The sequence below is a fragment of the Jujubicoccus corallicola genome (assembly GCF_047345645.1).
GTDB lineage: Bacteria > Pseudomonadota > Alphaproteobacteria > Rhodobacterales > Rhodobacteraceae > JBLEFH01.
Map to the genome: position 1 here is coordinate 268947 of NZ_JBLEFH010000002.1, position 23318 is coordinate 292264.

Below are 23318 nucleotides of genomic sequence, written 5' to 3' on the forward strand. Positions count from 1 at the left end.
GGGGTTTCTATGACCTATTGTGTTGGCGTTCTGGTCGATGCCGGGTTGGTGCTGCTGTCCGATACGCGCACCAATGCCGGGCTCGACAACATCTCGACCTATCGCAAGCTGTTCATCTTTGAAGAGCCGGGCGACCGGGTGATCTGTCTGCAAACGGCGGGCTCGCTCTCGGTCACGCAAACGGTGCTGGCTCGGATCAATGAGGCGATCAAGGCGGAAGATGGCCGCCCGTCTCTGATGACTTGCGAGACGATGCTGGAAGTTGCCGAAATGGTCGGCGGGATGCTGCGCGAGGTCTCCACCGATATTCAAAGCCGCCTTGGCCAGAAGGGCGGCGGCTCCGCCTCGATCCTGCTGTCGGGCCAACTCAAGGGCGGGCAGATGCGGCTCTTCCTGCTCTATGACGCGGGCAATTTCATCGAGGCGACGGATGACACACCCTTCCTGCAAATCGGCGAGCATAAATACGGCAAACCGATCCTCGACCGCGTGATCGACCGCTCGGTTTCGCTCGCCGAAGCGCGCAAGGCGGCGCTGCTGTCGATGGACAGCACGATCCGCTCGAACCTCTCCGTCGGGATGCCGCTCGATCTCGTGACCATCCCGCGCGACGAATGGCGGGTCGAGAGCCGCGAGCGCTTTGAGGCGGGGGATGAGAAAATCGCGGGCATGTCGGAGGCGTGGAGCCGGGCGCTTCGCGACGCCTACACGCAGATCGAGATTTAAACCGCTGATAAAAAAAGAAACGCCGCGCGAGCCAGAGCCCGCGCGGCGTTTTTTCATGTCAGACGTTCGAGCTTAAATGTCGAAACGGTCCGCGTTCATCACCTTGGTCCAGGCGGCAACGAAATCCTTGACGAATTTCTCTTTGTTGTCGTCCTGCGCATAAACCTCGGCATAGGCGCGGAGGATGGAGTTCGACCCGAAGACCAGATCGACGCGCGAGGCGGTCCATTTGGTCTCATCCGTGTTGCGATCACGGATCTCATAGGTCTGCTTGTCCACCGGCACCCATTTGTTGGCCATGTCGGTCAGGTTGACGAAGAAATCATTCGTCAGCTGGCCTTCACGGTCGGTGAAGACGCCGTGTTTGTTGTCTTCATAATTGGCACCGATCACGCGCATCCCGCCAACCAGCGCGGTCATTTCCGGCGCGGTGAGGCCGAGAAGCTGGGTGTGATCCAGCATCATTTCCTCGGGGCTGACCACATAATCGGTCTTCTGGTAGTTGCGATAGCCATCGACCAGTCGCTCCAGTGGCTCAAAGGATTCCGCATCGGTCTGCTCGGCGGTCGCATCACCGCGGCCCGGCGCGAACGGCACTTCAACATCGTGACCAGCCGCTTTCGCCGCGATCTCGACGCCGACATTGCCCGCCAGAACGATCACATCAGCCACGCTCGCGCCATGCTCGTTGGCAATCGGCTCAAGCACGCCGAGCACACGCTGAAGGCGGGCCGGCTCGTTGCCTTCCCAATCCCTTTGCGGCTCAAGACGGATGCGCGCGCCATTGGCACCGCCCCGCATATCCGAGCCGCGGAAGGTCTTCGCGCTGTTCCACGCGGTCGACATCATATCGCTGACCGAGAGGCCGCTATTGGCGATCGCCGATTTCACCGCATCGACGTTGTAGCTCGTGCTGCCTGCGGGGATCGGATCCTGCCAGATCAGATCTTCGCTCGGCACGTCCGGTCCGAAATAGCGATCCTTCGGCCCCATATCGCGGTGGGTCAGCTTGTACCATGCCTTGGCGAAGGTCTCCGAGAAATACTGATGATCTTCGCGGAACTTCTCCATATAGCTGCGGTAGATCGGGTCCACCTTCATCGCCATATCGGCGTCGGTCATCATCGGCATGGTGCGGATCGACGGGTCTTCCACATCGACCGGCTTGTCCTCTTCGGCAATCTCGACCGGCTCCCACTGGAACGCGCCTGCGGGGCTTTTCGTGATCTGCCACTCATGGTCGAGCAGCATCTTGAAATAGCCATCGTCGAACTGGGTGGGATGGGTCGTCCATGCGCCCTCGGGCCCGCCAACCATCTGATCGCGGCCAATGCCGCGGCCCTTGGTGTTCACCCAGCCAAGGCCCTGAAATTCCGGGCCAGCCGCTTCAGGCACCGGGCTCAGATCGTCCGGATCGCCATTGCCGTGACATTTGCCGATGGTGTGGCCGCCTGCGGTCAGCGCGGCGGTTTCTTCGTCATTCATCGCCATGCGCTTGAAGGTCTCGCGCACCTGATCCGCCGTTTTCTGCGGGTCCGGCTGGCCGTTGACGCCTTCCGGGTTCACATAGATGAGGCCCATCTGCACAGCAGCGAGCGGGTTCTCCATGGTTTCCGGCTGATCGACATTCTCGTAACGCTCATCGGACGGTGCGAGCCATTCTTTCTCCGCGCCCCAATAGGTGTCTTTCTCCGGGTGCCAGATGTCTTCGCGGCCAAAGGCGAAGCCATAGGTTTTGAGGCCAGCGACTTCATAGGCAATCGTGCCCGAGAGGATCATCAGGTCGGCCCAGGAAATCTTGTTGCCGTATTTCTTCTTGATCGGCCAAAGCAGACGGCGGCCCTTATCGGTGTTCGCGTTGTCCGGCCAGCTGTTGAGAGGGGCGAAACGCTGGTTGCCCGTGCCGCCGCCGCCGCGCCCGTCTTCGAGACGGTAGGAGCCTGCCGCGTGCCACGCAACGCGCGCAAACATGCCGACATAGCTGCCCCAATCGGCGGGCCACCAGTCCTGGCTGTTGTTCATCAGGTCGCGCAGATCCTGCTTCAGCGCTTCCACGTCCAGCTTTTTCAGCTCTTCGCGGTAATCGAAATCGAGGCCCATCGGGTCCGACTTGCGGTCATGCTGGTGCAGAATGTCGAGATTGAGCGCATTCGGCCACCAATCCATGACCGAGTTGTCATGGCTGGTGTTGCCACCATGCATGACGGGGCAGCCGCCACCTTTGGTTACGTCGCTTCCATCCATTGCGGGTCTCCTTGTTTCACATGTGATTGGGAGATGTGCCCTGTCCGTCGCCAGAAGGTTCTGGCTGCGTGAGGCGATTCATCTCCGTTGCCAGCTTCTTAGCAAATTCACGCGATAGAGAAAAATTGTATTTTCTGAATTATCTGATAGGAAAATCTTATGGACATATCGATGAAGCAACTCCGCTATTTCGACGCGCTCGCGCGGGTCGGGCATTTCGGTCAGGCGGCGCGGGACTGTTCGATCTCACAGCCCGCGCTGTCTGTGCAAATTCGCGAGCTGGAGGAAACGGTTGGCGCGCCGCTGGTCGAGCGGGGCGGGCGGCAGGTGAGTCTCACCAGCCTCGGGGAAGCCTTCGCCGCGCGGGTTCACGATATCTTGCAGGATGTCGACGCGCTTGGCGATCTGGCGCGCGCCTCGCGCGGTGCGCTTGCCGGGCGGCTCCGGATTGGCGTGATCCCGACGATTGCGCCCTATCTGCTGCCCTGGCTGATCCAGCGGCTCGGGGAGGACATGCCGGGGCTCGACCTGCATCCGCGCGAGACCACCACGGCGCGGCTGATCGCCGATTTGCGGGACGGGCGGCTTGACACGGCGATTGTTGCGCTCCCAGTGTCCGAGCCTTCGCTGACCGAAACTGCTTTGTTTGACGAAGAATTCGTGCTGGTTCGCCCCCTCGGAGACGCCGAAAAACCCGTGCCGCGACCCGAAAAATTGCGCGAGATGCGCCTTCTCTTGTTGGAGGAAGGGCATTGTTTTCGCGATCAGGCGCTGACCTTTTGTGAAATGTCCTCCGCACCGCCGCGCGATTTGATGGAAGGCAGCTCGCTCGCGACTCTCGTCCAGATGGTGGGCGCTGGGATCGGGGTGACGCTCATCCCCGATATGGCCGTGCCGGTGGAGACGGCCTCTGCAGGCGTCTCCGTTGCGCGCCTCTCGCCGCCGCCGACGCGCACCATCGGCATGGTCTGGCGCAAGACGACGCCGCTGACCGATCACCTCCAGCAGATTGCCGGGATTTTGAAAACGGCGGGGCAGGCGGAGCTGCGGCTCGGTTAACCAACCTCGCCCGGTGTCAGCACCGGCGCGATGTCGTCCGCATCGGACGCATTGAGCAGGCTCGCCACCCGTTCGAGGGAGGCAATCAGCATCGCCTGCTCCCAATCATCCAGCGCGCTAAACCCTTGTTCAAACTGGCTTTGCAGCGGGTTCGGCGCACTTTCGAGCAGCGCGCGACCCGCATCGGTGATGTAAATCAAAACCTGCCGCCGGTCGCTTTCCGACTTGCGCCGCTCGATCAGATTTTTCTCCGCCAGCTTGTTCAAAAGCGCCGTCGTGGTCGCTTGCGTGATGCTCATTTTCTGCGACAGCGCCGTCGGCGTTTGCGCCGCCGCCTCCGCAATGGTCGAGAGCAAAAACATCTGCGAGGCGGTCAGATCCGTCTGCGCCGCGATCTGGCGGGCATGGGTCTCCGTGGCGCGCAGGATTCGGCGCAGGGCGATGAGAGCGGTTTCCGAACGTGTCGGCATGGCGGTTCCTAAAATTGGTTCGACGGCCATAATTTGCCTATCGAAGGGACTAAAGCGCTTTTAGGCCTGTAATATAGGCAAGACAAGCCTCAAATGCCGCTATGAACGCGTGAAATGGACGTCGGGTCCGCGCAATTTTCTTCCCCGACATGGTTGATTTGCTGCGCTGCATCGAATATATTTCGATCAACGAAACAAATTTGGGCTTTGTTATGACCTTGGATGCAACCACCCAAGCGGCTGTTGCTGCCAATGATGCGCAACCAGTAGAGCGCTCGCCAATTACCTTCCGCGAGCCGACCATAGAGGACGGCTCGGACATCTGGAACCTGATCGGCGATTGCGACCCGCTGGACGAGAACTCGATGTATTGCAACCTCGTGCAATGCGACCATTTCGCAGAGACCTGCGTTCTGGCCGCGCAGGACGATGAGGTTGTGGGCTGGATCTCGGCGCATTTGCCGCCTTCCGAGGACGACGTGCTGTTCATCTGGCAGGTCGCGGTGGCGGACAAGGCGCGCGGGCAAGGGCTCGCCTCGCGGATGCTGCGGCAGATCCTGTCGCGCAGCGTGTGCGGCCATGTGACCCGCCTGCAAACCACGATCACCAAGGACAACGACGCATCCTGGGCGCTCTTCACCAAGCTGGCCAAGGATATGGATGCGGCGCTGAGTGACGAGCCCTATTTCAAGAAAGAGGCTCATTTCGACGGGGAGCACGCGACCGAACATCTGGTCACGATCCGTTTCCCGGAGGCGCTGGAAAGCGTCGCCTGAGCCAAACCCAACGACTTCTGAATAACTGTCACCGCCGCGAGGCTTCTTGCGGCAGGAAGGACTTTTCATGACTGACACCAAGATTTTCGAAACCCGCGAATCCGAAGCCCGCTCCTATTGCCGGGGCTTCCCGACCGTGTTCAAAGCCGCCCGCGGCAGCGAACTGATCGGCGAGAACGGCACGGATTACATTGACTTTCTGGCGGGCTGTGCCTCGCTGAATTACGGGCATAACGACCCGGACATGAAGGCCGCGCTGATCGACTACATCAATGCCGATGGCGTGACACACGGCCTCGACATGTTCACCTCGGCCAAGGCGGATTTCCTCGAAGCCTTCGACAAGATCATCCTAGGCCCGCGCAACATGGATCACCGCATTATGTTCTGCGGCCCGACCGGCACCAACGCGGTGGAAGCGGCGCTGAAACTGGCGCGTAAAGTGAAGGGGCGCACCAATGTTGTGTCTTTCACCAACGGTTTCCACGGTGTGACCATGGGCGCGCTCGCCGCGACCGGCAACCAGCATCACCGCATGGGCCCGGAAAACATGACCCATGGCGTGACCCCGGTGCCGTACGACAATTATGCGGATGGTGTTGAGAGCCTGAAGCTCTTGGAAAAAATGCTCGACGATCCGTCCTCGGGTCTCGACCAGCCCGCCGCGATCATCATGGAGACGGTGCAGGGTGAGGGCGGTTTGAATGCTGCCAGCGCCGAGTTCATCAAAGGCGTTGCTGCGCTTGCCAAGAAGCATGACGCGATCTTTATCGTGGACGACATTCAGGCCGGTTGTGGCCGCACGGGCACCTTCTTCTCCTTCGAGGAGATGGGCGTCGTGCCGGACATGATCACAATGGCGAAATCGCTTTCGGGCATGGGCCTGCCCTTCGCGGCTGTGCTGATCCGCCCCGAATATGACGACTGGGAACCGGCGGAGCATAACGGCACCTTCCGCGGCAACAACCATGCCTTCGTGACCGCCCGTGTCGCGCTGGAAAAATTCTGGGCCGATGATGCGTTCCAGAAGGACATCGCCCGCCGGGGCCAGATGGTCCATGACGCGCTGAAAGCGATGCAGGACAAACTGCCCGGTTCGACCCTGCGTGGCCGCGGTATGATTCAAGGGATCAATGTGGTCTCGGGCGAGCTGGCCAGCGACATCTGCCGCCGCTGCTTTGAAAGCGGGCTGATCATCGAGACCTCGGGCGCGAATGACGAGGTGGTCAAGATCCTCGCTCCGCTGACGACGCCGGATGAGTTGCTGGAAAAAGGTCTCGGCATCCTCGCCAGCGCCTTCGATGCGGCCATCAACGACAAAGCCCACGCGGCAGAATAACGAAGACTAAGGAGACGAGCATGATTGTACGCGATTTTCACGAGCTGAAAAACACGGACCGTGCGGTGTCGGACGCGGAGTGGACCTCGGTGCGGATGCTGCTGAAGGATGACCAGATGGGCTTTTCCTTCCACATCACCACGCTGAAGGCCGGCTCGGAGCATACGTTCGAGTATAAGAACCACTTTGAGAGCGTCTATTGCATGAGCGGCAAGGGCTCGATCACGGATCTTGCCACCGGCGAGACCCACGAGATCCGCCCCGGCGTGATGTATGCCCTCAACGAGCATGACCGCCATATCCTGCGCTCGGAAGAAGAGCTGGTGATGGCCTGCTGCTTCAACCCTCCGATCACCGGCAAGGAAGTCCACCGCGAAGACGGCTCCTACGCCCTTGTTGACTAACTTTTGGGAGCGCCGCTGAGGCGCTCCACGCATTTTATGACCCATACTGTTGAGAAAATCGGCGGCACGAGCATGAGCCGCGCCCATGAGCTGAAAGACACGCTTTTCCGCAAGAACGGCGAGGTGGTCTATAACCGCGCCTTCGTCGTTTCGGCTTTCGGCGGGATCACCAATCTGTTGCTGGAGCATAAGAAAAGCGGTGAGCCGGGCGTTTACCGCCTCTTTGCCGACAGCGATGAGCAGGACGACGCCTGGGAGGCCGGGCTCGACCGGGTGGCCGAGGCCATGCGCAAGGCGCATCGGGTGATCCTCTCGCATGACGACGACATCGCCGAGGCCGACGCCTTTGTCGCCGAGCGGATCGACGGGGCGAAAAGCCTGCTGCATGATCTCAAGCGGCTCTGTACCTATGGGCAGTTTCAGCTGTCCGAGCATCTGATGACCATCCGCGAGATGCTGTCGGGGCTTGGCGAGTCCCACTCCGCCATGGCGACCGCGCTGATGCTGCGCCGGGACGGGGTGAACGCCCGCGCGGTCGATCTCTCCGGATGGCGGGACGACTCGGTCCTGACCCTCGAAGAGCGCTTGAGCAACGCCTGGCAGGATGTTGATGTCGCTCAGGAAATGCCGATCGTGACCGGCTATTGCCAATGCAGCACCGGGCTGATGAAGGAATATGATCGTGGCTATTCGGAGGTGACCTTCGCGCATCTCGCCGCGCTCTCCGGCGCGGATGAGGCGATCATCCACAAGGAATTCCACCTCTCCAGCGCCGATCCCAATCTCGTCGGGCTGGACAAGGTGCGGGTGCTTGGGACGACCAATTACGATGTGGCCGACCAGCTGTCGAACCTCGGGATGGAGGCGATCCACCCCAATGCGGCCAAGGTGCTCCGCCAGTCGGGCGTGGCGCTCCGGGTCGATAATTGCTTCGATCAGGACAACCCCGGCACGGTCATCGACCAGCGCAAGCCGGACACGCCCCGCGTCGAGATGGTCACGGGCCTCTCGGTCTATGCGCTGGAATTGTTCGAACAGGATATGGTTGGCGAGAAGGGCTATGACGCGACGATCTTGGGCGTGCTCGACCGCCACAAGCTCTGGATCGTCTCGAAAAACTCCAACGCCAACACGATCACGCACTATCTGCGCGGCTCGCTCTCGCAAGTGAAGCGGGCGGAGGAAGATTTGCGCAAGGCCTACCCGGATGCGGGGATTGTCACCGAAGGCCTGGCCATGGTCGCCGCCGTTGGCCGCGATCTCGACGGGCTCAGGGTGATCTCGCGCGGGCTGATCGCGCTTGAAGAGGCGGGCATTCCCGTCAAAAGCGTCTTCCAGTCGGGCCGCAACGTGGACGCGCAATTCATCGTCGCTCGCGAGCATCTCGACGACGGCATCCGCGCCCTCCACAAAGCGCTGATCGAGGAAGAAGAAACGGAAATGCGCAAGGCTGGGTGATCTGTTTCGCAGCGCTAAATCGGGCCGCGCCTCGTAAAGGGCTCGGCCTTTTTCATGCCATCGCGAGAATGTCCGTTGCTTTGTGATCCGCCCGCGTGTCTCGCTTCGGCACGGCCAATGACACGACGCTGGCCGACCTCACCATCGAGGCGTTTTTCCCGGCGGATGCGCAGATGGCGGCACGGGTTGCGAAGCTTGCCTGAACGCTGCGCAACCCTGCCGATCTGCGACCAAATAGCGCAGGCAGAAAGCCAAACACCGCCGAAAATTCTGAAACTTAGACGCAGTCCTTCACAGCGCTGACAAAGATGTTATGGTCGCGGTGATGGGTGCTTTCAGACCCTGAATCCAAGGAACAGAGATATGCGAAAAAGCAACTGGATGCTGCTGGTCGTGCTGGGCGGTTTGGTCGCCTGCGGACTGGCCTTGTGGCTCTATTTCACACCGCTGAGCGGGATGACGGGCACCTCCGGCGCGGCGCTCACGGCTTTTGGCGGCGGCGCGGTGGCCTTCGGGGGTGCGGTGCTGAATTTTACGCCGATCGGCGGGTTTGAGAAATTCATGGCGCTTCTGACCGGGCTTGGCATCATCGGCACCGGGGTGGCGGGGCATTTCCTGCTCTCCATGGGCATCGTGATCGCCATGGTGTTCGCGCTGGTCGGCCTCGTTGCGCATCTCGCATCGCCGAAACTTGAGGGGGCGCACGCATGAAACAGCCTCTCACATTAAGCGCACTCGCGCTGCTCCCGCTTGCGGCGTTCGCGCAGGATACGGACTGGACCGAGTTCCACGGCAATCTCGCGGCGCAGAAATATTCGCCGCTGGAGCAGATCACCAAGGACAATGTCGGCGATCTCGAAAAGGTCTGGGAGCTGCATACGGGCGATGTGTCCGACGGTTCGGGCGATCTTCCGGCAACGGTGTGGTCGGCGACGCCGATTTACGCCAATCACACGCTCTATCTCGGCACCCCCTTCTACCGCATCCTCGCGCTCGATCCGGCGACGGGGGAAGAGAAATGGTCCTACAACACGCAATCGACGCTGGAGGCGATGACGCAGCCGGCGCTGAAAAACCGCGGCGTGACCTATTGGGAGGCGGAGAACCCGCAAGGCACCTGCGACAAGCGCGTTTATATCGGCACGATGGATTCCGAGCTGCACGCGGTCGATGCGGACACCGGCGAGCTTTGCACTGGTTTCGGCGAGGGCGGGATCGTCACCGTCAATCAGTGGAATGACCTGAACCCGAAATGGCCGCTTTCGCTGCTCCAGCCCCCAACCGCTTATGATGACAAGCTTTTCGTTGGCTGGGCCGGGAAGGACTGGGAGTTTTCCGAAGCGCCTCCGGGCACCGTGTTTGCGCTGGATGCGCGGACGGGGGAGCTTGAGTGGGAGGTGGAATTCATCCCCGACGAGATCCGCCCGCAAACCGGCACCGCCAATGTGTGGACGGCGATGACCGTGGATGAGGAAGCGGGCGTGCTCTACATCCCCGTCTCCTCGCCGAGTCCAAATTACTGGGGCGGCAACCGGCTCGATCCGATCCCGCTGGCGACCTCGGTGACGGCGGTCGATACGGATACGGGCGAGATCATCTGGTCGCAGCAGCTCGTCCATCACGACATCTGGGATTACGACACCAATGCCGCGCCGACCCTCGTGGATATTCAGCGCGACGGTGAGACGATTCCGGCGCTGGTGCAGACCACCAAGCAGGCGATGCTCTATGTGCTGGACCGCCGCACGGGCGAGCCGGTGTTTGGGATGGAGGAGCGGGAGGTGCCCGCCTCCGATGCGACGGGCGAAGAAGCCGCGCCGACGCAGCCTTTCTATATGACGCCGCCGCCGACCCATGATTTCGAGAATTATCCCGAAATGTCGATGCTGGCGAACCTCGTCTCCTTTGGGGAATGTGGCGAGATCGTTGAGGGGATGCGCTATGAAGGCATTTTCACGCCGCCCTCCGAGGAAGGCACGATTGTCTATCCCGGCACGGCGGGCGGGATGCAATGGGGCGGCGGCGCGCTCGACCCGGAGACCAACCGGTTCTATGTGAACGCGTCGAAGGTTGTGCAGACGCTGAAGCTGATCCCGCGCGAAGACTATGACAACCTCGATGGCGGCAGCGGCAATGAGCAGGGCTTTTACCCGCAAGAGGGCGCACTCTATGGGTTCGAGCTGAAAAACTGGGTCACCTCGATGGGCCTGCCTTGCTGGAAGCCGCCCTATGGCACCATGTCCGCTTATGACCTCAACACCGGCGAGCGCCTTTGGGAAGCGCCCTTTGGCCGCTCGCAGCAATGGGGGTTCGTCGGGCCGAAAAGCTGGGGTTCGCCCACGCTCGGCGGCCCGGCCGTTACCAAATCAGGGCTGATCTTCATCGGCGCATCCATGGATGACCGCGTCCGCGCGCTCGATACCGAGACCGGCGAGGTGCTGTGGTCCGATGTGGTGCAGGCACCGTCCGTCGCGATCCCGGCGATTTATGAGCATGAGGGCCGCCAATATGTCGCCTTCGTCGCCGGAGGCAACTCGATCATCAAGCCGAATGTCGGCGATCAGATCGCGGTTTACGCCCTGCCGGAGCGCGCCGAATAAGCGCTTCACCTCTCAAGAAAAAACGCCCCGATATGCAACCGCATCGGGGCGTTTTGCGTTTCTAGGGGCAAGGCGGCGCGGTTATCCCGAGTTTTTGTAAAAATTTACCGACGGAAAGCCGAAACCGCTCCGTATAATCAACAGGATTGATTCTGACTCTGGAGTTCCGATGCGCCGTTTAGTGACCTCTTTGCTGGCTTTTGCCCTTGTTGGGGCCGCGCTTTGGTATGTGGGCGGCGGCGGGAGCAGCGCCGAGGATATGGCGGCGGCGGGCGGCGGTCCCGGTGGCGGGCGCGGTTTCGGGCCGGGCGGCGGCGGGGGTGCGACGCTGGTTGTGCTCTCCGAGGTCGAGGTGATGCCTTACACCACGGAGTTCGAGGCGGTCGGCACGGCGCGCGCGATCCGAAGCGTGACCGTCATGGCCGAGGTCGATGGCGAGATCAGCGAGATCACCTTTGCGGCCAATGACGAGGTCGCGGCGGGGGATGTGCTGCTGACGCTCGACGAGGATCTGGCGCGGATTGAGTTGAACCGCGCTGAGGCGAATTACGATCAGGCGGTGGCGCAGCTGGCCCGCAACGAGCAACTGGCATCGGGCGGCAGCGGCATTGTCGCGACCCGGACGCTGGAGGAAGCACGCACCGCCGTCGCGGTCGCCGAAGCGGATCTGGAAGCGGCGCGGCTTGACCTCGATGATCGCACCATCCGCGCGCCGATCTCGGGTCGCATCGGTCTGACGACGCTGAACGAAGGCGCGCGGGTCTCCTCCGGCGACGCGCTGACGACCATTGACGACGTGTCCTCGCTGCTCGTCTCTTTCGAGTTGCCCGAACGCGCGGCATCGATCCTGCGCGCGGATTTGCCGGTGCGGCTGACCACGTCGGCGCGAAGCGGGCAGGTGTTTGAGGGGCGCATCACTGGCTTTGATAGCCGCGTCGACGCCGCGACCCGCACCATTACCACCGAGGCCAGCATCGCCAATCACGAAGGGATGCTCTGGCCAGGCATGACCTTCAGCGTCTCGACCACCAGCGAAGAGGACGCGCTTCCGGTCATCCCGGCGCTCGCGATTGCGTGGAGCCGCGAGGGCGCGTTTGTCTGGAAGGAAACGCCCGAGGGCACCGTCACCCGCGCGCCTGTCACTATCGTCACCCGCGAGGGCGATCAGGTCTGGGTTGAGGCGGAACTGCAGGCGGGCGACCGGGTCGTCACCCAAGGGATGCAGAAAATGCGCGAGGGCGTCGAGGTCCGCGAGGCGGGTGGCGCACGCGGTGATGACCGGCTGGCGGAGGCCGCCACGCTCGGGGAGGCAGCGGAATGAGCGCGATGATCCCGCATAAGGGCGGCCCGTCCGCGCTGTTCGTGCGCCGCCCGGTGCTGGCGCTGGTGCTGAATTTGCTGATTATCATCGCCGGTCTCGCCGCCTTGACCACCGTGGATGTGCGCGAAATGCCCGCCGTCGAGCGGCCTGTCGTGTCCGTGCGCACTGATTATGATGGCGCGTCGCCCGAAACCGTGGATACCGGCGTCACCGAGGTTTTGCAGGACGCAGTGACGCAGCTTGAGGGCGCCATCGCGTTCTCGGCCTCGTCCTCCTACGAGCGTAGCCGGATAACTATTGAACTCGCCGATGGGGTGGACCCCGACGTGGCCGCGAGCGATCTCGTCTCCATCGTCGCGCGCGTGGCCTCGCAGCTTCCTGATGGCGCGGACGATCCCGAGGTGTCCGTCAGCGATCCCGATGCGGAGCCGATCATTCGCCTCGCGCTGGTTGGGGATCTGCCCCTGACCGATCTGACCGAACTCGCCACCGGCCCGATCAGCGATGCGCTCTTGCTCGTTGATGGCGTGGCGGATGTGCAGGTTTACGGCGACACGGAACAGGAATTTCGCGTCATTGCCGACATGCCGTCGCTTATCGGGCGCGGGCTGACCATTGCGGACCTCTCCGAAGCGCTTGGCCGCATCCGGGTGGACGCGGCGCTTGGCAGCCTGTCGTCGGACGCGCAGGACATCGTATTGCGGATCAGCAATGACGACCCGAGTGCCGCTGATATCGAAGCGCTCCGCATCAACGAGACGACCAGCATTGGCGATGTCGCCCGCGTCGTGCTGACAGCCAAGGAGAAAACCACCACCGCGCGGATGGATGGGCAGACCTCTATTGGTCTCGGCATCCTGCGCCAGTCCGTCGCCAATACGCTGGCGGTCTCGCAAGAGGTGCGCGGCGCGATTGGCGAGATCCAGCAAACTTTGCCGGAGGGCGTGCGCATCGTCACCGGCTCCGATGATGGCATCTATATCGAGAACTCGATCCGCGAAGTCTCGCTCGCCATTGGCATTTCGATCCTCATCGTGATCGCGGTGATCTATGCCTTTCTCGGCTCGCTCCGGGCCACGCTTCTGCCCGCCTTCGCGATTCCCGTGGCGCTGATCGGCACCATCGCCGCGATCTGGCTTGCGGGCTTTTCGGTCAATACCATCTCGCTTTTGGCGCTGGTGCTGGCCACGGGCCTCGTCGTTGATGACGCCATCGTGGTGACGGAAAACATCGTGCGTCTGCGCGGGAAGGGGGCGGGGCCAAACCGCGCCGCCGCCGATGGCGCGAGCCAAGTGTTCTTCGCCGTCATCTCGACCACCGCGACCCTCGCGGCGGTGTTCATCCCGATCTCCTTCCTGCCGGGGCAGGCGGGCGGCGTCTTCACCGAATTCGGCTTCGTGCTGGCCTTCGCCGTGGGGCTGTCCTCCTTCGTCGCGCTGACCCTCACCCCCGCTCTCGCCGCCATCATTGATCCGGGCCGCGCGCAAGCGGGCCGCAAAACCGCCGATGACGGGGGCTGGGCCGGGCGCGGCTATGCGCGGTTTGCCAAACGCATGTTCGGTGCGCCGGAACTGGTGATTGGCGTCGCTATCGCCTTCGCGGTCCTCTGCTTCGGTCTCGTCAAAACCCTGCCGAGCGAAATCACCCCGACCGAGGATCGCGGCGCGTTCTTCATCTCCGCCCGCGCACCGACCGGGACCAGCGTGGAATTTGCCGACGGCGCGATCACGCAGATCGAAGAGGCGCTCGCGCCCTATCAGGCCAGCGGCGAGGTGGATGCCGTGACCTCCATCGTCCGCGCCGGGCGCTCCTTCGTGATCGTCCGCCTCAGCGATTGGGTAAGCGGACGCCGCTCGCAGCAGGAGATTTTGCAGGAGCTGAACCCGCTTTTCGCTGAAATCCCCAGCATCTCCGTCGCCGCCTTTGGTGGCAACTCGCTGGGCATCCGGGGCGGTGGTGAGGGCCTGAGCGCGGCGCTCACCGGCGCGGATTACCCCACCCTGGCGCGGGTCGGCGACGAGCTTGTCGCGGCGATGGAGGGCGATCCAACCTTCCTGCGCCCCGAACTCGATTACGAAACCGACGAGCCGCTTCTCTCCGTTCAAATCGACCGGGACGAGGCGCGCGATCTCGGCCTCTCGCCCGACGATCTGGCGCTCGCCATCCGGGTGATGACCGAAGGCGTCGTGCCCGCAACCGTCTTCCTCGAAGGCACCGAAACCGATGTGGCGATCCGTCCCGGCGGGCGTCCGGTGGATGATCCCCGCGATCTCGAACGGCTCTTTGCGCGCACCACCTCCGGCACGTTTGTGCCGCTCTCCACCTTCATGTCGCTGGAGCAGATCGCCGGCCCGTCGAGCCTCAACCGTGAAGGCCGCGAGCGGGCCGTGGAACTGCGCTCCGATCTCGGTGCCAGTGTTGCGCTTGGCGACGCGGCGGACCGGCTTCGCGAACTGGCCGCAGACACCCTGCCAAGCGGCATCCGCCTGGTGATGACCGGTGAAGCCGCTGCGCTGGAGGAAAGCCGCAACGGCACGATCCTCGTCTTCGCGACGGCGTTTCTCGTGGTTTTCCTTGTGCTTGCGGCGCAATTTGAAAGTATCGTCAGCGCCGCGATTATCCTGCTAACCGTCCCCTTCGGCCTCGGCGCCGCAGTCGCCGCCATCGCGCTAACAGGCGGTTCGCTCAACTACTACAGCCAGATCGGGCTCGTCATGCTCATCGGGATCATGGCGAAAAACGGGATCCTGCTGGTCGAGTTTGCCAATCAACGGCGCGAGGACGGCGCGGATGTCGAAACCGCCATTCTCGATGCCCTGAAACTGCGCCTGCGCCCCGTGATGATGACGATGATCTCGACCGTCCTCGGCGGCGTGCCTTTGGTGCTAGCGAGCGGCGCGGGCGCAGAAGCGCGCATGGCGGTCGGCTGGGTGATCGTCGGCGGGCTCGGCTTCGCGACCATCTTTACCATGCTGCTGACCCCGGTCCTCTACCGCCTGCTCGCCCCGCTCTCGCCCCCGCCGGGCGAACGCAGCCGGGCGCTGAACAGTGAGGCGGCGACGTCGGTTTAAAACGAAAACACCTGCGATCTGCGTCGCGGGTGTGATGGGCTGATCTTTGCGCGGCTTTAGAAGCGCGACACCGCGGTCAGTGTGATGTTGCGGCCCGGCTCATCGAAGGTGGCGATGCTGTCATATTCCGCGCCGTACGTCGCGCGATCCGCATAGGTGTTGTCGAAGATGTTGTTCACTTCGAGGCAAAGCGTCACATCCTCATAGCTCGCGGGGGTGTATTCCGCGAAGGCGTTGAAGATGGCGTAGCCGGGGATGTCGTTGGCGACGCCCGTAATCTCGCTCTTTTCCGTCTCATAGCTCAGCGCAGCCTCAATGCCGCCGCCAACACGCAGGCCTTGCATGGGCGTCGCTTGCTCGACTTCGAACGCGAGAACCGTGCCGAGCGGCGCGCCGAAATCCTGCGCGTCGTAGCTGTTGGTTTCATCGCCATTAAGTTCGATATCGCTATGCGACAGCGTGAAACGCGCGGAGCCGCTGTCCCAACCATATTCTGCGCCGAGATTGAAACCGCGGCTTTCGAAATCGAAATTCGCCTCCTCATTTCGCGCGTCATTGATCCGCGTGAGGAAGAGCTCGCCGCCAAGTTTCAGGTTGCCTTGCTCCCAATCGAAACCGAGTGTCGCGTTGTTCGCGCGCGAGGCTTCCAGCACGGAGTAGTCAGAAATCCGGTAGTAGAGATAGTTGTCTTCCAGATCGATCCCGCCGAAGACTGAAGACACACCGCCGCGCAGCGCGAAGCTGTTGGCGACCTGATATTTCACCGATGCGTTGCCGGAAACGCCGGTATTCGTCTTCTCCGCGCCGCCGATGCCCGTGAATTCCTGACGATCCGCACGGACACCGAAGGAGGCGTCTAGGCGCTCCGTCGGGCTCATCCGTGCCTGGGCGAAGGCACCGAAATTGTCCGAGCTCTCATCGAGATCGATGGAACCAGTCTCTTCCTCAAAGCCTTTATAATTGCTCTCGCGGCGCTGGAAATCGAGCCCGGCGGTGATGGTGTCGGTGCCATTCAGGTGGAAGTTGTTCTGAACGGTCGCCGACCATGTTTCGGACAGACCTTCGCTCGCGGACGGGTCGGGGATGTTCACGCTGCTCTCGGAATAGCCGATGTGAACTTCCGGATCCCAAATGCCGCTTGCTTGCGTGTTCTCATAGCGCAGCGAGTAGCTTTCGCGGGTGGTGTCGTAGAAACGTAGGCCAATCCCCCGGATATCCTGGAAATTCGCCCGGTATTGCCGCAGTTCCTGATCTTCCAGACGCTGGCCCGACAGCTCAAAACGGTGGCCGTTTGGCGCCTCATAAGCCAATTTGCCGAGATAGCTGTTCAGGTCGGCGGCAGAGCCGTCCATGGTCTCGCCATCGCCGTTTTCATACTCGTCACCGGTGGCGCGCTTGCCATAACCGACCCATGAGAACCCGTTATACTGACCCGCCAGCGTCAGCGCGCCCTGTGCCGTTTCGCCATTGTCGGTGTAGCCGAGGCGGAAATTCCCGCCAAACACATCGCCTTCGTCCAGAATATCCTCGGCATCGACGGTCTCGAACACCACCGACCCGGCCAGCGCGTAAGGGCCAGCATCGGCGGGCGAGATCGTCGCATCGGCGCGCACCTGTTTCAGCAGCCCCGGATCAATCGCGTTGGCGGAGACGTGGTGGAAGGCGCGGTTGTTTTGCGCGGTGCCGTCCACGGTGACGCCAAGGTTGAGCATATCGACGCCGTTAACAAAGATCTTCTGCGTCAGCGGGATGCCGCCGCCCACGGAGACCGAGGCGATCCCGGAAAACACATCTTTCATATCGCCGGTGCGGGCCTTCTCCAGCTCCAGCCCGCTGACATACATGGTGGTCGCACGGTCGGCGGCGCCGAAATTCGGGTCAACGGCTTCGAGATAAAGCTCATCGAGCATGAAGACGGAATCCTGCGCCTGCACAGCGGCGGAACTGGCGAGCAGCGCCGCCGTGAGGGATGTGGGATAGAGCAAAGCGGTGCGTGTAAAACGCATGAGAAGAACCTCCAGACGAAAATCTTGTGCTGTTTCGCTGGGGGCTACCTGGCTACTTGATCGACAGCCTTACTGTTAACGACGCTGTGAAACAAGGGGAATGCGACCGGGTTTGTGTTTGCGCTTTGCCCCAGATTGGTTAACGTTTGAAAAGAGGCGGAAAGATGCCTCTTGGCGCGACCTTTCGCGCGTTCATCGGCCAATCGGATACGGACAGCAATGCAGCTACTCACACCGCGGCCCCAGGGCCTCTATTGCCCGGCCGGCGATTTCTTCATCGACCCGGTGCGGCCCGTGAAACGCGCGCTGATCACCCATGGTCATGCGGATCATGCGCGGGCAGGCCATGGCGCGGTGCTGGCGACGGCGCAGACACTCGATATCATGGCGATCCGCTATGGCGAGGACTTTTGCGAGACGCGGCAGGTGGCGGAGGGTCCGGTGGAGATCGGCGGGGTGCGCGCGACCTTCACGCCCGCGGGCCACGTCCTCGGTTCGGCGCAGATTACGGTGGCTGACAAACATCAGCGGATCACCGTTTCGGGCGATTACTGCCGCACCGCCAACCCCTGCTGTGCGCCTTACGAGCCGGTCCCCTGCGATATTTTCGTGACGGAGGCGACCTTTGGCCTGCCTGTCTTTCGCCACCCGGACCCGGCAGGGGAGATCGCCAAGCTGCTTTCCTCGGTCGACGCGTTCCCGGAGCGGGCGCATCTCGTCGGGGCCTATGCGCTCGGCAAGGCGCAGCGGGTCATCATGCTCCTGCGCGAGGCGGGTTGGGACAAGCCGATCTATACCCACGGCGCGCTGCAACGGCTCTGCGATTATCATGTGGCGCAGGGCATCCCGCTCGGCGATCTGCAGCCCGCGACCGTGGATCGTGGCAAGAAGGGCGATTTTGCCGGGGCGATCATCCTCGGCCCGCCCTCGGCCTTCGCGGCCACTTGGGCGCAGCGCTTCCCGGACCCGGTGATCTGCTTTGCGAGCGGCTGGATGCAGGTCCGCGCCCGGGCCCGGCAGCGCGGCGTCGAATTGCCGCTGATCATCTCGGACCATGTGGACTGGCCGGACCTCATCGGCACCATTGAGGAGCTGAACCCCGAAGAAACATGGGCCACCCATGGGCGCGAGGATGCACTGATCCGTTGGTGCGAGATGGAGGGGCGCAAGGCCCGCCCGCTTCGGCTGGTCGGCTATGAGGATGAGGTCGAATGAAACGCTTCGCCCGTCTTCTCGAACAGCTTGCGTTCACACCGTCACGCCTTGGCAAGATCCGCCATTTGCGGACCTATTTCGAGGAAGCGGCGGACCCGTCCCGCGGTTTTGCACTGGCCGCGCTGACCCGGGACCTAGAACTCAGGAATGTCACGCCGTCCCTGCTGCGCGGGTTGGTGGCGGAGCGGGCGGATGAGGAACTGTTCAAGCTCTCTTACGATTTCGTTGGCGATCTGGCGGAGACCATTGCGCTGATCTGGCCGGGTCCGGCGGAGGGCGAGGACCCGCCGCTGCCGGAGATTGTGGAAGCGCTCAAAACCACATCCCGCGCCGAATTGCCCGCGTTGATTGCGGGGTTGCTGGATCGCCTTGGCCCGTCCGAGCGCTATGCGTTTTTGAAACTCGCGACGGGTGGGTTGCGGGTCGGCGTCTCGGCCCGGCTCGCGCGCACGGCAGTGGCGGAGTTTGGCGATCTGCCGCTGACCGATGTGGAGGAAATCTGGCACGGGCTGACACCGCCTTTTCTGGATCTCTTCGCCTGGGCCGAAGGGGGCGAGAAGCCGGAAAGCGCCGCGCTCGCGCCGTTTCGCCCGGTCATGCTGTCGACCCCGATTGATGCGGCGGGTCTGAAAGCGCTCGATCCCGCGCAGTATCAGGTTGAGTGGAAGTGGGACGGCATCCGCGTGCAGGCGGTCTGCGAAGAAGGGGTCGCGCGGCTTTATTCGCGCACGGGCGAGGACATTTCCCGCGCCTTTCCGGACCTCATCGAGCGCATGAATTTCGAGGGCGCGCTGGATGGCGAGCTCTTGATCCGGCGCGGTGATGCGGTTGCGCCTTTCGCCGATCTGCAAAAGCGGCTTGGCCGTAAACAGGTCAGCAAGAAGATGCAGGAGAGCCACCCGGCGGCGCTGCGGATTTACGATGTGCTGATCTGGGAGGGCGAGGATCTGCGGGCGCGCGGCACCGACGCGCGCCGCGCGGTGCTGGAGGCGGCAATCCCGGCGCTGAACGAGCCGCAAATCGACCTTTCCCCGCTTTTGCCTTTCGAGACTTGGGGCGAGATTGCGGCGCAGCGCGCCAATCCGCCGGAAGTGGTTATCGAGGGCGTCATGATCAAACATCGCGACAGCCCGTATCTCGCGGGCCGGATCAAGGGACATTGGTTCAAATGGAAGCGCGACGCGATGACGGTGGATGCTGTGCTGCTCTATGCGCAGCGCGGGCATGGCAAGCGCTCGGGCTATTATTCGGACTTTACGTTCGGCGTGTGGGATGGTGACCGACTGGTTCCGGTGGGCAAAGCTTACTTTGGGTTTACGGACGCGGAACTGAAAGAGCTGGACCGTTTTGTCCGCAACAATACGGTGGAGCGCTTCGGCCCGGTGCGTTCGGTGAAGCCCGAAAAAGTGGTCGAAGTGGCCTTTGAGGGGCTGAACCGGTCCGCGCGGCACAAATCCGGCGTCGCCATGCGTTTTCCGCGCATCTCGCGTATTCGGGATGACAAGCCAGCCGCCGAAGCCGACACGCTCGCGAGCCTTCAGGAACTGCTCCCGCCCGAGGTCGATCTGTGAATTTGCCGCCCGATATTGCTGCATGGTTTGCTGCGCAAGGATGGACCCCGCATCCGCATCAGCTGGCCTTGATGGAGGCGCAGGAGGACACGCTGCTCATCGCGCCGACCGGCGGCGGCAAGACGCTCGCCGGGTTCCTGCCGAGCCTTGCCGCTTTGAAAGATCCGGAGCCGGGTCTGCACACGCTCTATATCTCCCCGCTCAAGGCGCTCGCCAATGACATCGCGCGCAATCTCGCGCGGCCCGTGGCGGATCTTGGCCTCGACATTCGCATCGAGGACCGCACCGGCGACACCAAGCAAAAGCAGCGCGCGCGCCAGCGGGTGGACCCGCCGCACATACTGCTGACCACGCCCGAAAGTCTCGCGCTGATGCTGTCCTACCCCGAAGCGCCGAAGATTTTCGGCACGCTCCGGCGGGTGGTGATCGACGAAATCCACGCGCTGGCCGAGAGCAAACGGGGCGATCAGCTGATGCTCGGGCTGGCGCGGCTCCGCACGCTTGCGCCGGATTTGATCGTGACAGGACTGTCGGCCACGGTCGAGAACCCGCCCGCGCTTGCGGATTTCATGGGCGGGGCGAAGATCCACCTCGCCGATCCCGGCCCGCCGCCGGATATCGCGATGCTGGACACCCGCGATCCGCCGCCATGGGCCGGGGCAGGGGGGCATTACGCGGCGCAGGACGTGCTGGACGCGATCCGCGCGGCTAAAATGACGCTCGTTTTCATCAACACGCGCGCGCAGGCCGAGTTGTTCTATCAGGCGCTCTGGGCGATCAATGACGAGAACCTGCCGATTGGCCTCCATCACGGCTCGCTCTCGCGTGATGTGCGCGAGAAGGTGGAGCAGGCGATGGCGAGCGGCGATCTGCGCGCGGTCGTCTGCACCGGCTCGCTCGATCTCGGGATCGATTGGGGCGATGTGGATCTCGTCATCCAGATCGGCGCGCCGAAAAACGTCAAGCGGCTGGTGCAGCGGATTGGCCGGGCGAACCATCAATACAACGCGCCGTCCCGCGCGCGGATCGTCGCCGCCAACCGGTTTGAGGTGATCGAATGTGTTGCCGCGCTCGAAGCGGTGCAGGCGGGCGAACTTGACGGCGAGCCGCGCCCGCCCGGCCCACTCGATGTGCTATGTCAGCATATCCTGCTCACGGCGTGCGCCGCGCCTTTCGACGAGGACGATCTCTTCGAAGAGGTCCGCCGCGCAGGGCCCTATCGCGACCTCACGCGCGCCGGTTTCGACGCCTGCCTCGATTTCTGCGCGACCGGCGGCTATGCGCTCAAAGCCTATGATCAGTGGCAACGTCTGATGAAAAGGGACGGTCTGTGGCAACTTCGCGACCCGCGTAGCGCCCGGCTCATCCGCATGAATATCGGTACGATTTTCAGCCCGGAAACGCTCAAGGTCCGCTCCAAATCCCGGCGCGGCGGCCCGGCCCTGGGCGAGGTTGAGGAGGCCTTCGCCACCGCCCTCACACCGGGCGACACCTTCCTGATTGGCGGCGAAACCGTGCGCTATGAGCGCCTGCGCGACATGATCGTCGAAGTCACCAAGACCCCGTCCAAACAGCCCAAAATCGCGGTGTTCAACGGGCTGAAAATGGCGACATCGACCGCGCTCAGCCAGCGCGTGCTGGCGCTGATCGGCGATCCGGGCCGCTGGCGCGCTTTGCCAGACCACACGCAAGAATGGCTCAGCCTTCAGCGCGAAATTTCCGTTCTGCCCGAACCCGGCACGCTGACCTGCGAAAGTTTCCGCCGCGGCGACCGCGCCTATTTCTGCCTCTACGGCTTCGCAGGCCGGAACGCGCATCAGACGCTCGGCCTCCTGCTCACGCGCCGCATGGAAGAGGCCGGCCTCGCGCCGCTCGGCTTCGTCTGCACCGATTACGCGCTGCTGATCTGGTCGCTCGATCTCGTCACCGATCCCGCGCCGCTTTTGAGCGCCGAGGGCTTGCGGGACGGGCTCGACCAATGGCTCGGCGAGAACGCTTTGATGAAGCGCAGTTTTCGCGCCGTCGCCACCATCTCCGGGCTCTTGCAGCGCAATCTCCCCGGCACCCGGAAAAGCGGCAAGCAGGCGACCTTTTCCTCCGACATCATCTACGACACCCTACGCAAATATGATCCCGAGCATCTGCTGTTGGAGATCACCGAAGCCGAAACGCAGCGCGGCCTCGTCGATTTCGGGCGGATCGAGCAGATGTTGGCAGGCAACCCCGAGATCGTCCACAGCCTGCCGCCCCATGTGACCCCGCTCGCCGCGCCGCTTTTGCTGGAACATGGGCGGGTGCCGATCAAGGGCCTCGGCATCGACCGGATGATCGACGAGGAAGCCGCCCGCATGATGGCCGAGGCGGGTCTCGACCCCGAAGAGGTTTTGGGCGATACAGCCGCATGACCACGCTCCCCTTTCGTTTTGCCGGGCAGAGTTTCTTCGCGCGCCCGGCCCGCACCCTGTGGTGGCCCGCGCGCCGCGCGCTGGTGCTGGCGGATCTGCATCTGGGGAAATCCGAGCGTATGGCCCGCCGTGGCGGCGCGCTCCTCCCACCCTATGAGACGCAGGACACGCTGGACCGCCTTGAGGCGGAGCTGGACGCGACGCAGCCCGATGAAGTGTTTCTGCTCGGCGACAGTTTCGATGACGATTTCGCGCGCGACGCGCTTCCGGACGCGGTGACCGCCCGGATCGAGGGCCTCACGCGCCATGGCCGCTGGCGCTGGATCGCAGGCAATCACGATGGCGGCGCGGCGATTGATGAGATGTCTGTGGACGGTATCGCGCTGCGTCACATCGCGGGGCAGGGACCTGATATTTCAGGGCATTACCACCCAAAGGCAATCATCGCCCGCCAGCGCGTCCCGGTTTTTGTTGTCGGCCGGAATCACCTGATCATGCCCGCCTTCGGCACCTATACCGGCGGGCTCCTGATCGACGATCCCGCATTGTCGCCGCTGGCGCAGGGCCGCTATGTGATCACGACGGGCCGTAGCTGCCGGTGTCTGCCCGTGCGGTGAGGAACGCGAGCGCCTTGACTGTGTGATGAGGGCAAG

17 protein-coding genes are annotated in these 23318 nt (G+C 62.9%); 14 read left to right on the plus strand and 3 right to left on the minus strand.

Annotated elements, in window-relative coordinates; genetic code table 11:
* Positions 1-9 precede the first annotated feature (9 nt).
* Complete coding sequence (locus ACMA5I_RS04115) at positions 10-726, plus strand: proteasome-type protease (protein WP_525884967.1); 717 nt, start codon at positions 10-12, stop codon at positions 724-726.
* Between the two features lie 72 nt (positions 727-798).
* Here ACMA5I_RS04115 and katG read toward each other — a convergent pair whose 3' ends face one another.
* Positions 799-2970, minus strand: coding sequence for a catalase/peroxidase HPI (katG, locus tag ACMA5I_RS04120; protein WP_525884968.1), 2172 nt, complete (start codon positions 2968-2970; stop codon positions 799-801).
* A gap of 159 nt (positions 2971-3129) precedes the next feature.
* Between katG and ACMA5I_RS04125 the strand changes: the two genes are divergently transcribed.
* Positions 3130-4029, plus strand: a complete 900-nt coding sequence (locus tag ACMA5I_RS04125; protein WP_525884969.1) for a hydrogen peroxide-inducible genes activator — start codon at positions 3130-3132, stop codon at positions 4027-4029.
* On the opposite strand, the gene ACMA5I_RS04130 is transcribed toward ACMA5I_RS04125, so the two are convergent.
* Positions 4026-4499, minus strand: coding sequence for a MarR family winged helix-turn-helix transcriptional regulator (locus ACMA5I_RS04130; RefSeq protein ID WP_525884970.1), 474 nt, complete (start codon positions 4497-4499; stop codon positions 4026-4028). The two genes, ACMA5I_RS04125 and ACMA5I_RS04130, sit on opposite strands and share 4 nt — an antisense overlap.
* Positions 4500-4711: 212 nt before the next feature.
* Between ACMA5I_RS04130 and ectA the strand changes: the two genes are divergently transcribed.
* The 8 genes from ectA to ACMA5I_RS04170 all read left to right on the plus strand — a co-directional run bounded on the left by ectA (position 4712) and on the right by ACMA5I_RS04170 (position 15468).
* Positions 4712-5275, plus strand: coding sequence for a diaminobutyrate acetyltransferase (ectA, locus tag ACMA5I_RS04135; RefSeq protein ID WP_525884971.1), 564 nt, complete (start codon positions 4712-4714; stop codon positions 5273-5275).
* A gap of 67 nt (positions 5276-5342) precedes the next feature.
* Positions 5343-6614: a diaminobutyrate--2-oxoglutarate transaminase gene (gene ectB / locus ACMA5I_RS04140; RefSeq protein WP_525884972.1), complete on the plus strand. Its 1272-nt coding sequence runs from the start codon at positions 5343-5345 to the stop codon at positions 6612-6614.
* Positions 6615-6634: 20 nt separating this feature from the next.
* Entirely contained in the window at positions 6635-7018 is a 384-nt protein-coding gene (locus ACMA5I_RS04145; protein WP_525884973.1) for an ectoine synthase, read from the plus strand.
* A gap of 36 nt (positions 7019-7054) precedes the next feature.
* On the plus strand, positions 7055-8476 hold the full coding sequence (locus ACMA5I_RS04150) for an aspartate kinase (protein WP_525884974.1): 1422 nt from the start codon (positions 7055-7057) through the stop codon (positions 8474-8476).
* A gap of 363 nt (positions 8477-8839) precedes the next feature.
* Positions 8840-9187 carry a hypothetical protein gene (locus tag ACMA5I_RS04155; protein WP_525884975.1) on the plus strand — a complete coding sequence of 116 codons (348 nt, stop codon included), beginning with the start codon at positions 8840-8842 and terminating at the stop codon, positions 9185-9187.
* Positions 9184-11076, plus strand: coding sequence for a pyrroloquinoline quinone-dependent dehydrogenase (locus tag ACMA5I_RS04160; RefSeq protein ID WP_525884976.1), 1893 nt, complete (start codon positions 9184-9186; stop codon positions 11074-11076). The genes ACMA5I_RS04155 and ACMA5I_RS04160 overlap by 4 nt, the downstream gene beginning before the upstream one ends.
* Positions 11077-11245: 169 nt before the next feature.
* Positions 11246-12397 (plus strand): efflux RND transporter periplasmic adaptor subunit, encoded by a 1152-nt coding sequence (locus tag ACMA5I_RS04165; RefSeq protein ID WP_525884977.1) that lies wholly within the window; start codon positions 11246-11248, stop codon positions 12395-12397.
* Positions 12394-15468, plus strand: coding sequence for an efflux RND transporter permease subunit (locus ACMA5I_RS04170; protein WP_525884978.1), 3075 nt, complete (start codon positions 12394-12396; stop codon positions 15466-15468). Before ACMA5I_RS04165 ends, ACMA5I_RS04170 begins: the two co-directional genes overlap by 4 nt.
* Positions 15469-15524: 56 nt before the next feature.
* Here ACMA5I_RS04170 and ACMA5I_RS04175 read toward each other — a convergent pair whose 3' ends face one another.
* On the minus strand, positions 15525-17474 hold the full coding sequence (locus ACMA5I_RS04175) for a TonB-dependent receptor plug domain-containing protein (RefSeq protein WP_525884979.1): 1950 nt from the start codon (positions 17472-17474) through the stop codon (positions 15525-15527).
* A gap of 219 nt (positions 17475-17693) precedes the next feature.
* Here ACMA5I_RS04175 and ACMA5I_RS04180 point away from each other — a divergent pair, with 219 nt between their 5' ends.
* Genes ACMA5I_RS04180 through pdeM form a run of 4 tightly spaced genes read left to right on the plus strand, consistent with a single transcriptional unit; the run spans position 17694 to position 23282 of the window.
* A complete protein-coding gene (locus ACMA5I_RS04180) occupies positions 17694-18689 on the plus strand; it encodes a ligase-associated DNA damage response exonuclease (RefSeq protein ID WP_525884980.1) in 996 nt (331 codons plus the stop codon).
* A complete protein-coding gene (locus ACMA5I_RS04185) occupies positions 18686-20260 on the plus strand; it encodes a cisplatin damage response ATP-dependent DNA ligase (protein ID WP_525884981.1) in 1575 nt (524 codons plus the stop codon). Before ACMA5I_RS04180 ends, ACMA5I_RS04185 begins: the two co-directional genes overlap by 4 nt.
* Positions 20257-22665 (plus strand): ligase-associated DNA damage response DEXH box helicase, encoded by a 2409-nt coding sequence (locus ACMA5I_RS04190; protein WP_525884982.1) that lies wholly within the window; start codon positions 20257-20259, stop codon positions 22663-22665. The genes ACMA5I_RS04185 and ACMA5I_RS04190 overlap by 4 nt, the downstream gene beginning before the upstream one ends.
* Positions 22662-23282: a ligase-associated DNA damage response endonuclease PdeM gene (gene pdeM, locus ACMA5I_RS04195; RefSeq protein ID WP_525884983.1), complete on the plus strand. Its 621-nt coding sequence runs from the start codon at positions 22662-22664 to the stop codon at positions 23280-23282. Before ACMA5I_RS04190 ends, pdeM begins: the two co-directional genes overlap by 4 nt.
* Positions 23283-23318: the final 36 nt, after the last annotated feature.

Coding starts and splice junctions, on each gene's coding strand:
- ectB (WP_525884972.1), top strand. CDS start 5,343: ATGACTGACACCAAGATTTTCGAAACCCGCGAATCCGAAGCCCGCTCC.
- ACMA5I_RS04155 (WP_525884975.1), top strand. CDS start 8,840: ATGCGAAAAAGCAACTGGATGCTGCTGGTCGTGCTGGGCGGTTTGGTC.
- ACMA5I_RS04115 (WP_525884967.1), top strand. CDS start 10: ATGACCTATTGTGTTGGCGTTCTGGTCGATGCCGGGTTGGTGCTGCTG.
- ACMA5I_RS04125 (WP_525884969.1), top strand. CDS start 3,130: ATGGACATATCGATGAAGCAACTCCGCTATTTCGACGCGCTCGCGCGG.
- ectA (WP_525884971.1), top strand. CDS start 4,712: ATGACCTTGGATGCAACCACCCAAGCGGCTGTTGCTGCCAATGATGCG.
- ACMA5I_RS04130 (WP_525884970.1), bottom strand. CDS start 4,499: ATGCCGACACGTTCGGAAACCGCTCTCATCGCCCTGCGCCGAATCCTG.
- ACMA5I_RS04150 (WP_525884974.1), top strand. CDS start 7,055: ATGACCCATACTGTTGAGAAAATCGGCGGCACGAGCATGAGCCGCGCC.
- ACMA5I_RS04145 (WP_525884973.1), top strand. CDS start 6,635: ATGATTGTACGCGATTTTCACGAGCTGAAAAACACGGACCGTGCGGTG.
- pdeM (WP_525884983.1), top strand. CDS start 22,662: ATGACCACGCTCCCCTTTCGTTTTGCCGGGCAGAGTTTCTTCGCGCGC.
- ACMA5I_RS04160 (WP_525884976.1), top strand. CDS start 9,184: ATGAAACAGCCTCTCACATTAAGCGCACTCGCGCTGCTCCCGCTTGCG.
- ACMA5I_RS04185 (WP_525884981.1), top strand. CDS start 18,686: ATGAAACGCTTCGCCCGTCTTCTCGAACAGCTTGCGTTCACACCGTCA.
- ACMA5I_RS04180 (WP_525884980.1), top strand. CDS start 17,694: ATGCAGCTACTCACACCGCGGCCCCAGGGCCTCTATTGCCCGGCCGGC.
- ACMA5I_RS04165 (WP_525884977.1), top strand. CDS start 11,246: ATGCGCCGTTTAGTGACCTCTTTGCTGGCTTTTGCCCTTGTTGGGGCC.
- ACMA5I_RS04170 (WP_525884978.1), top strand. CDS start 12,394: ATGAGCGCGATGATCCCGCATAAGGGCGGCCCGTCCGCGCTGTTCGTG.
- ACMA5I_RS04175 (WP_525884979.1), bottom strand. CDS start 17,474: ATGCGTTTTACACGCACCGCTTTGCTCTATCCCACATCCCTCACGGCG.
- katG (WP_525884968.1), bottom strand. CDS start 2,970: ATGGATGGAAGCGACGTAACCAAAGGTGGCGGCTGCCCCGTCATGCAT.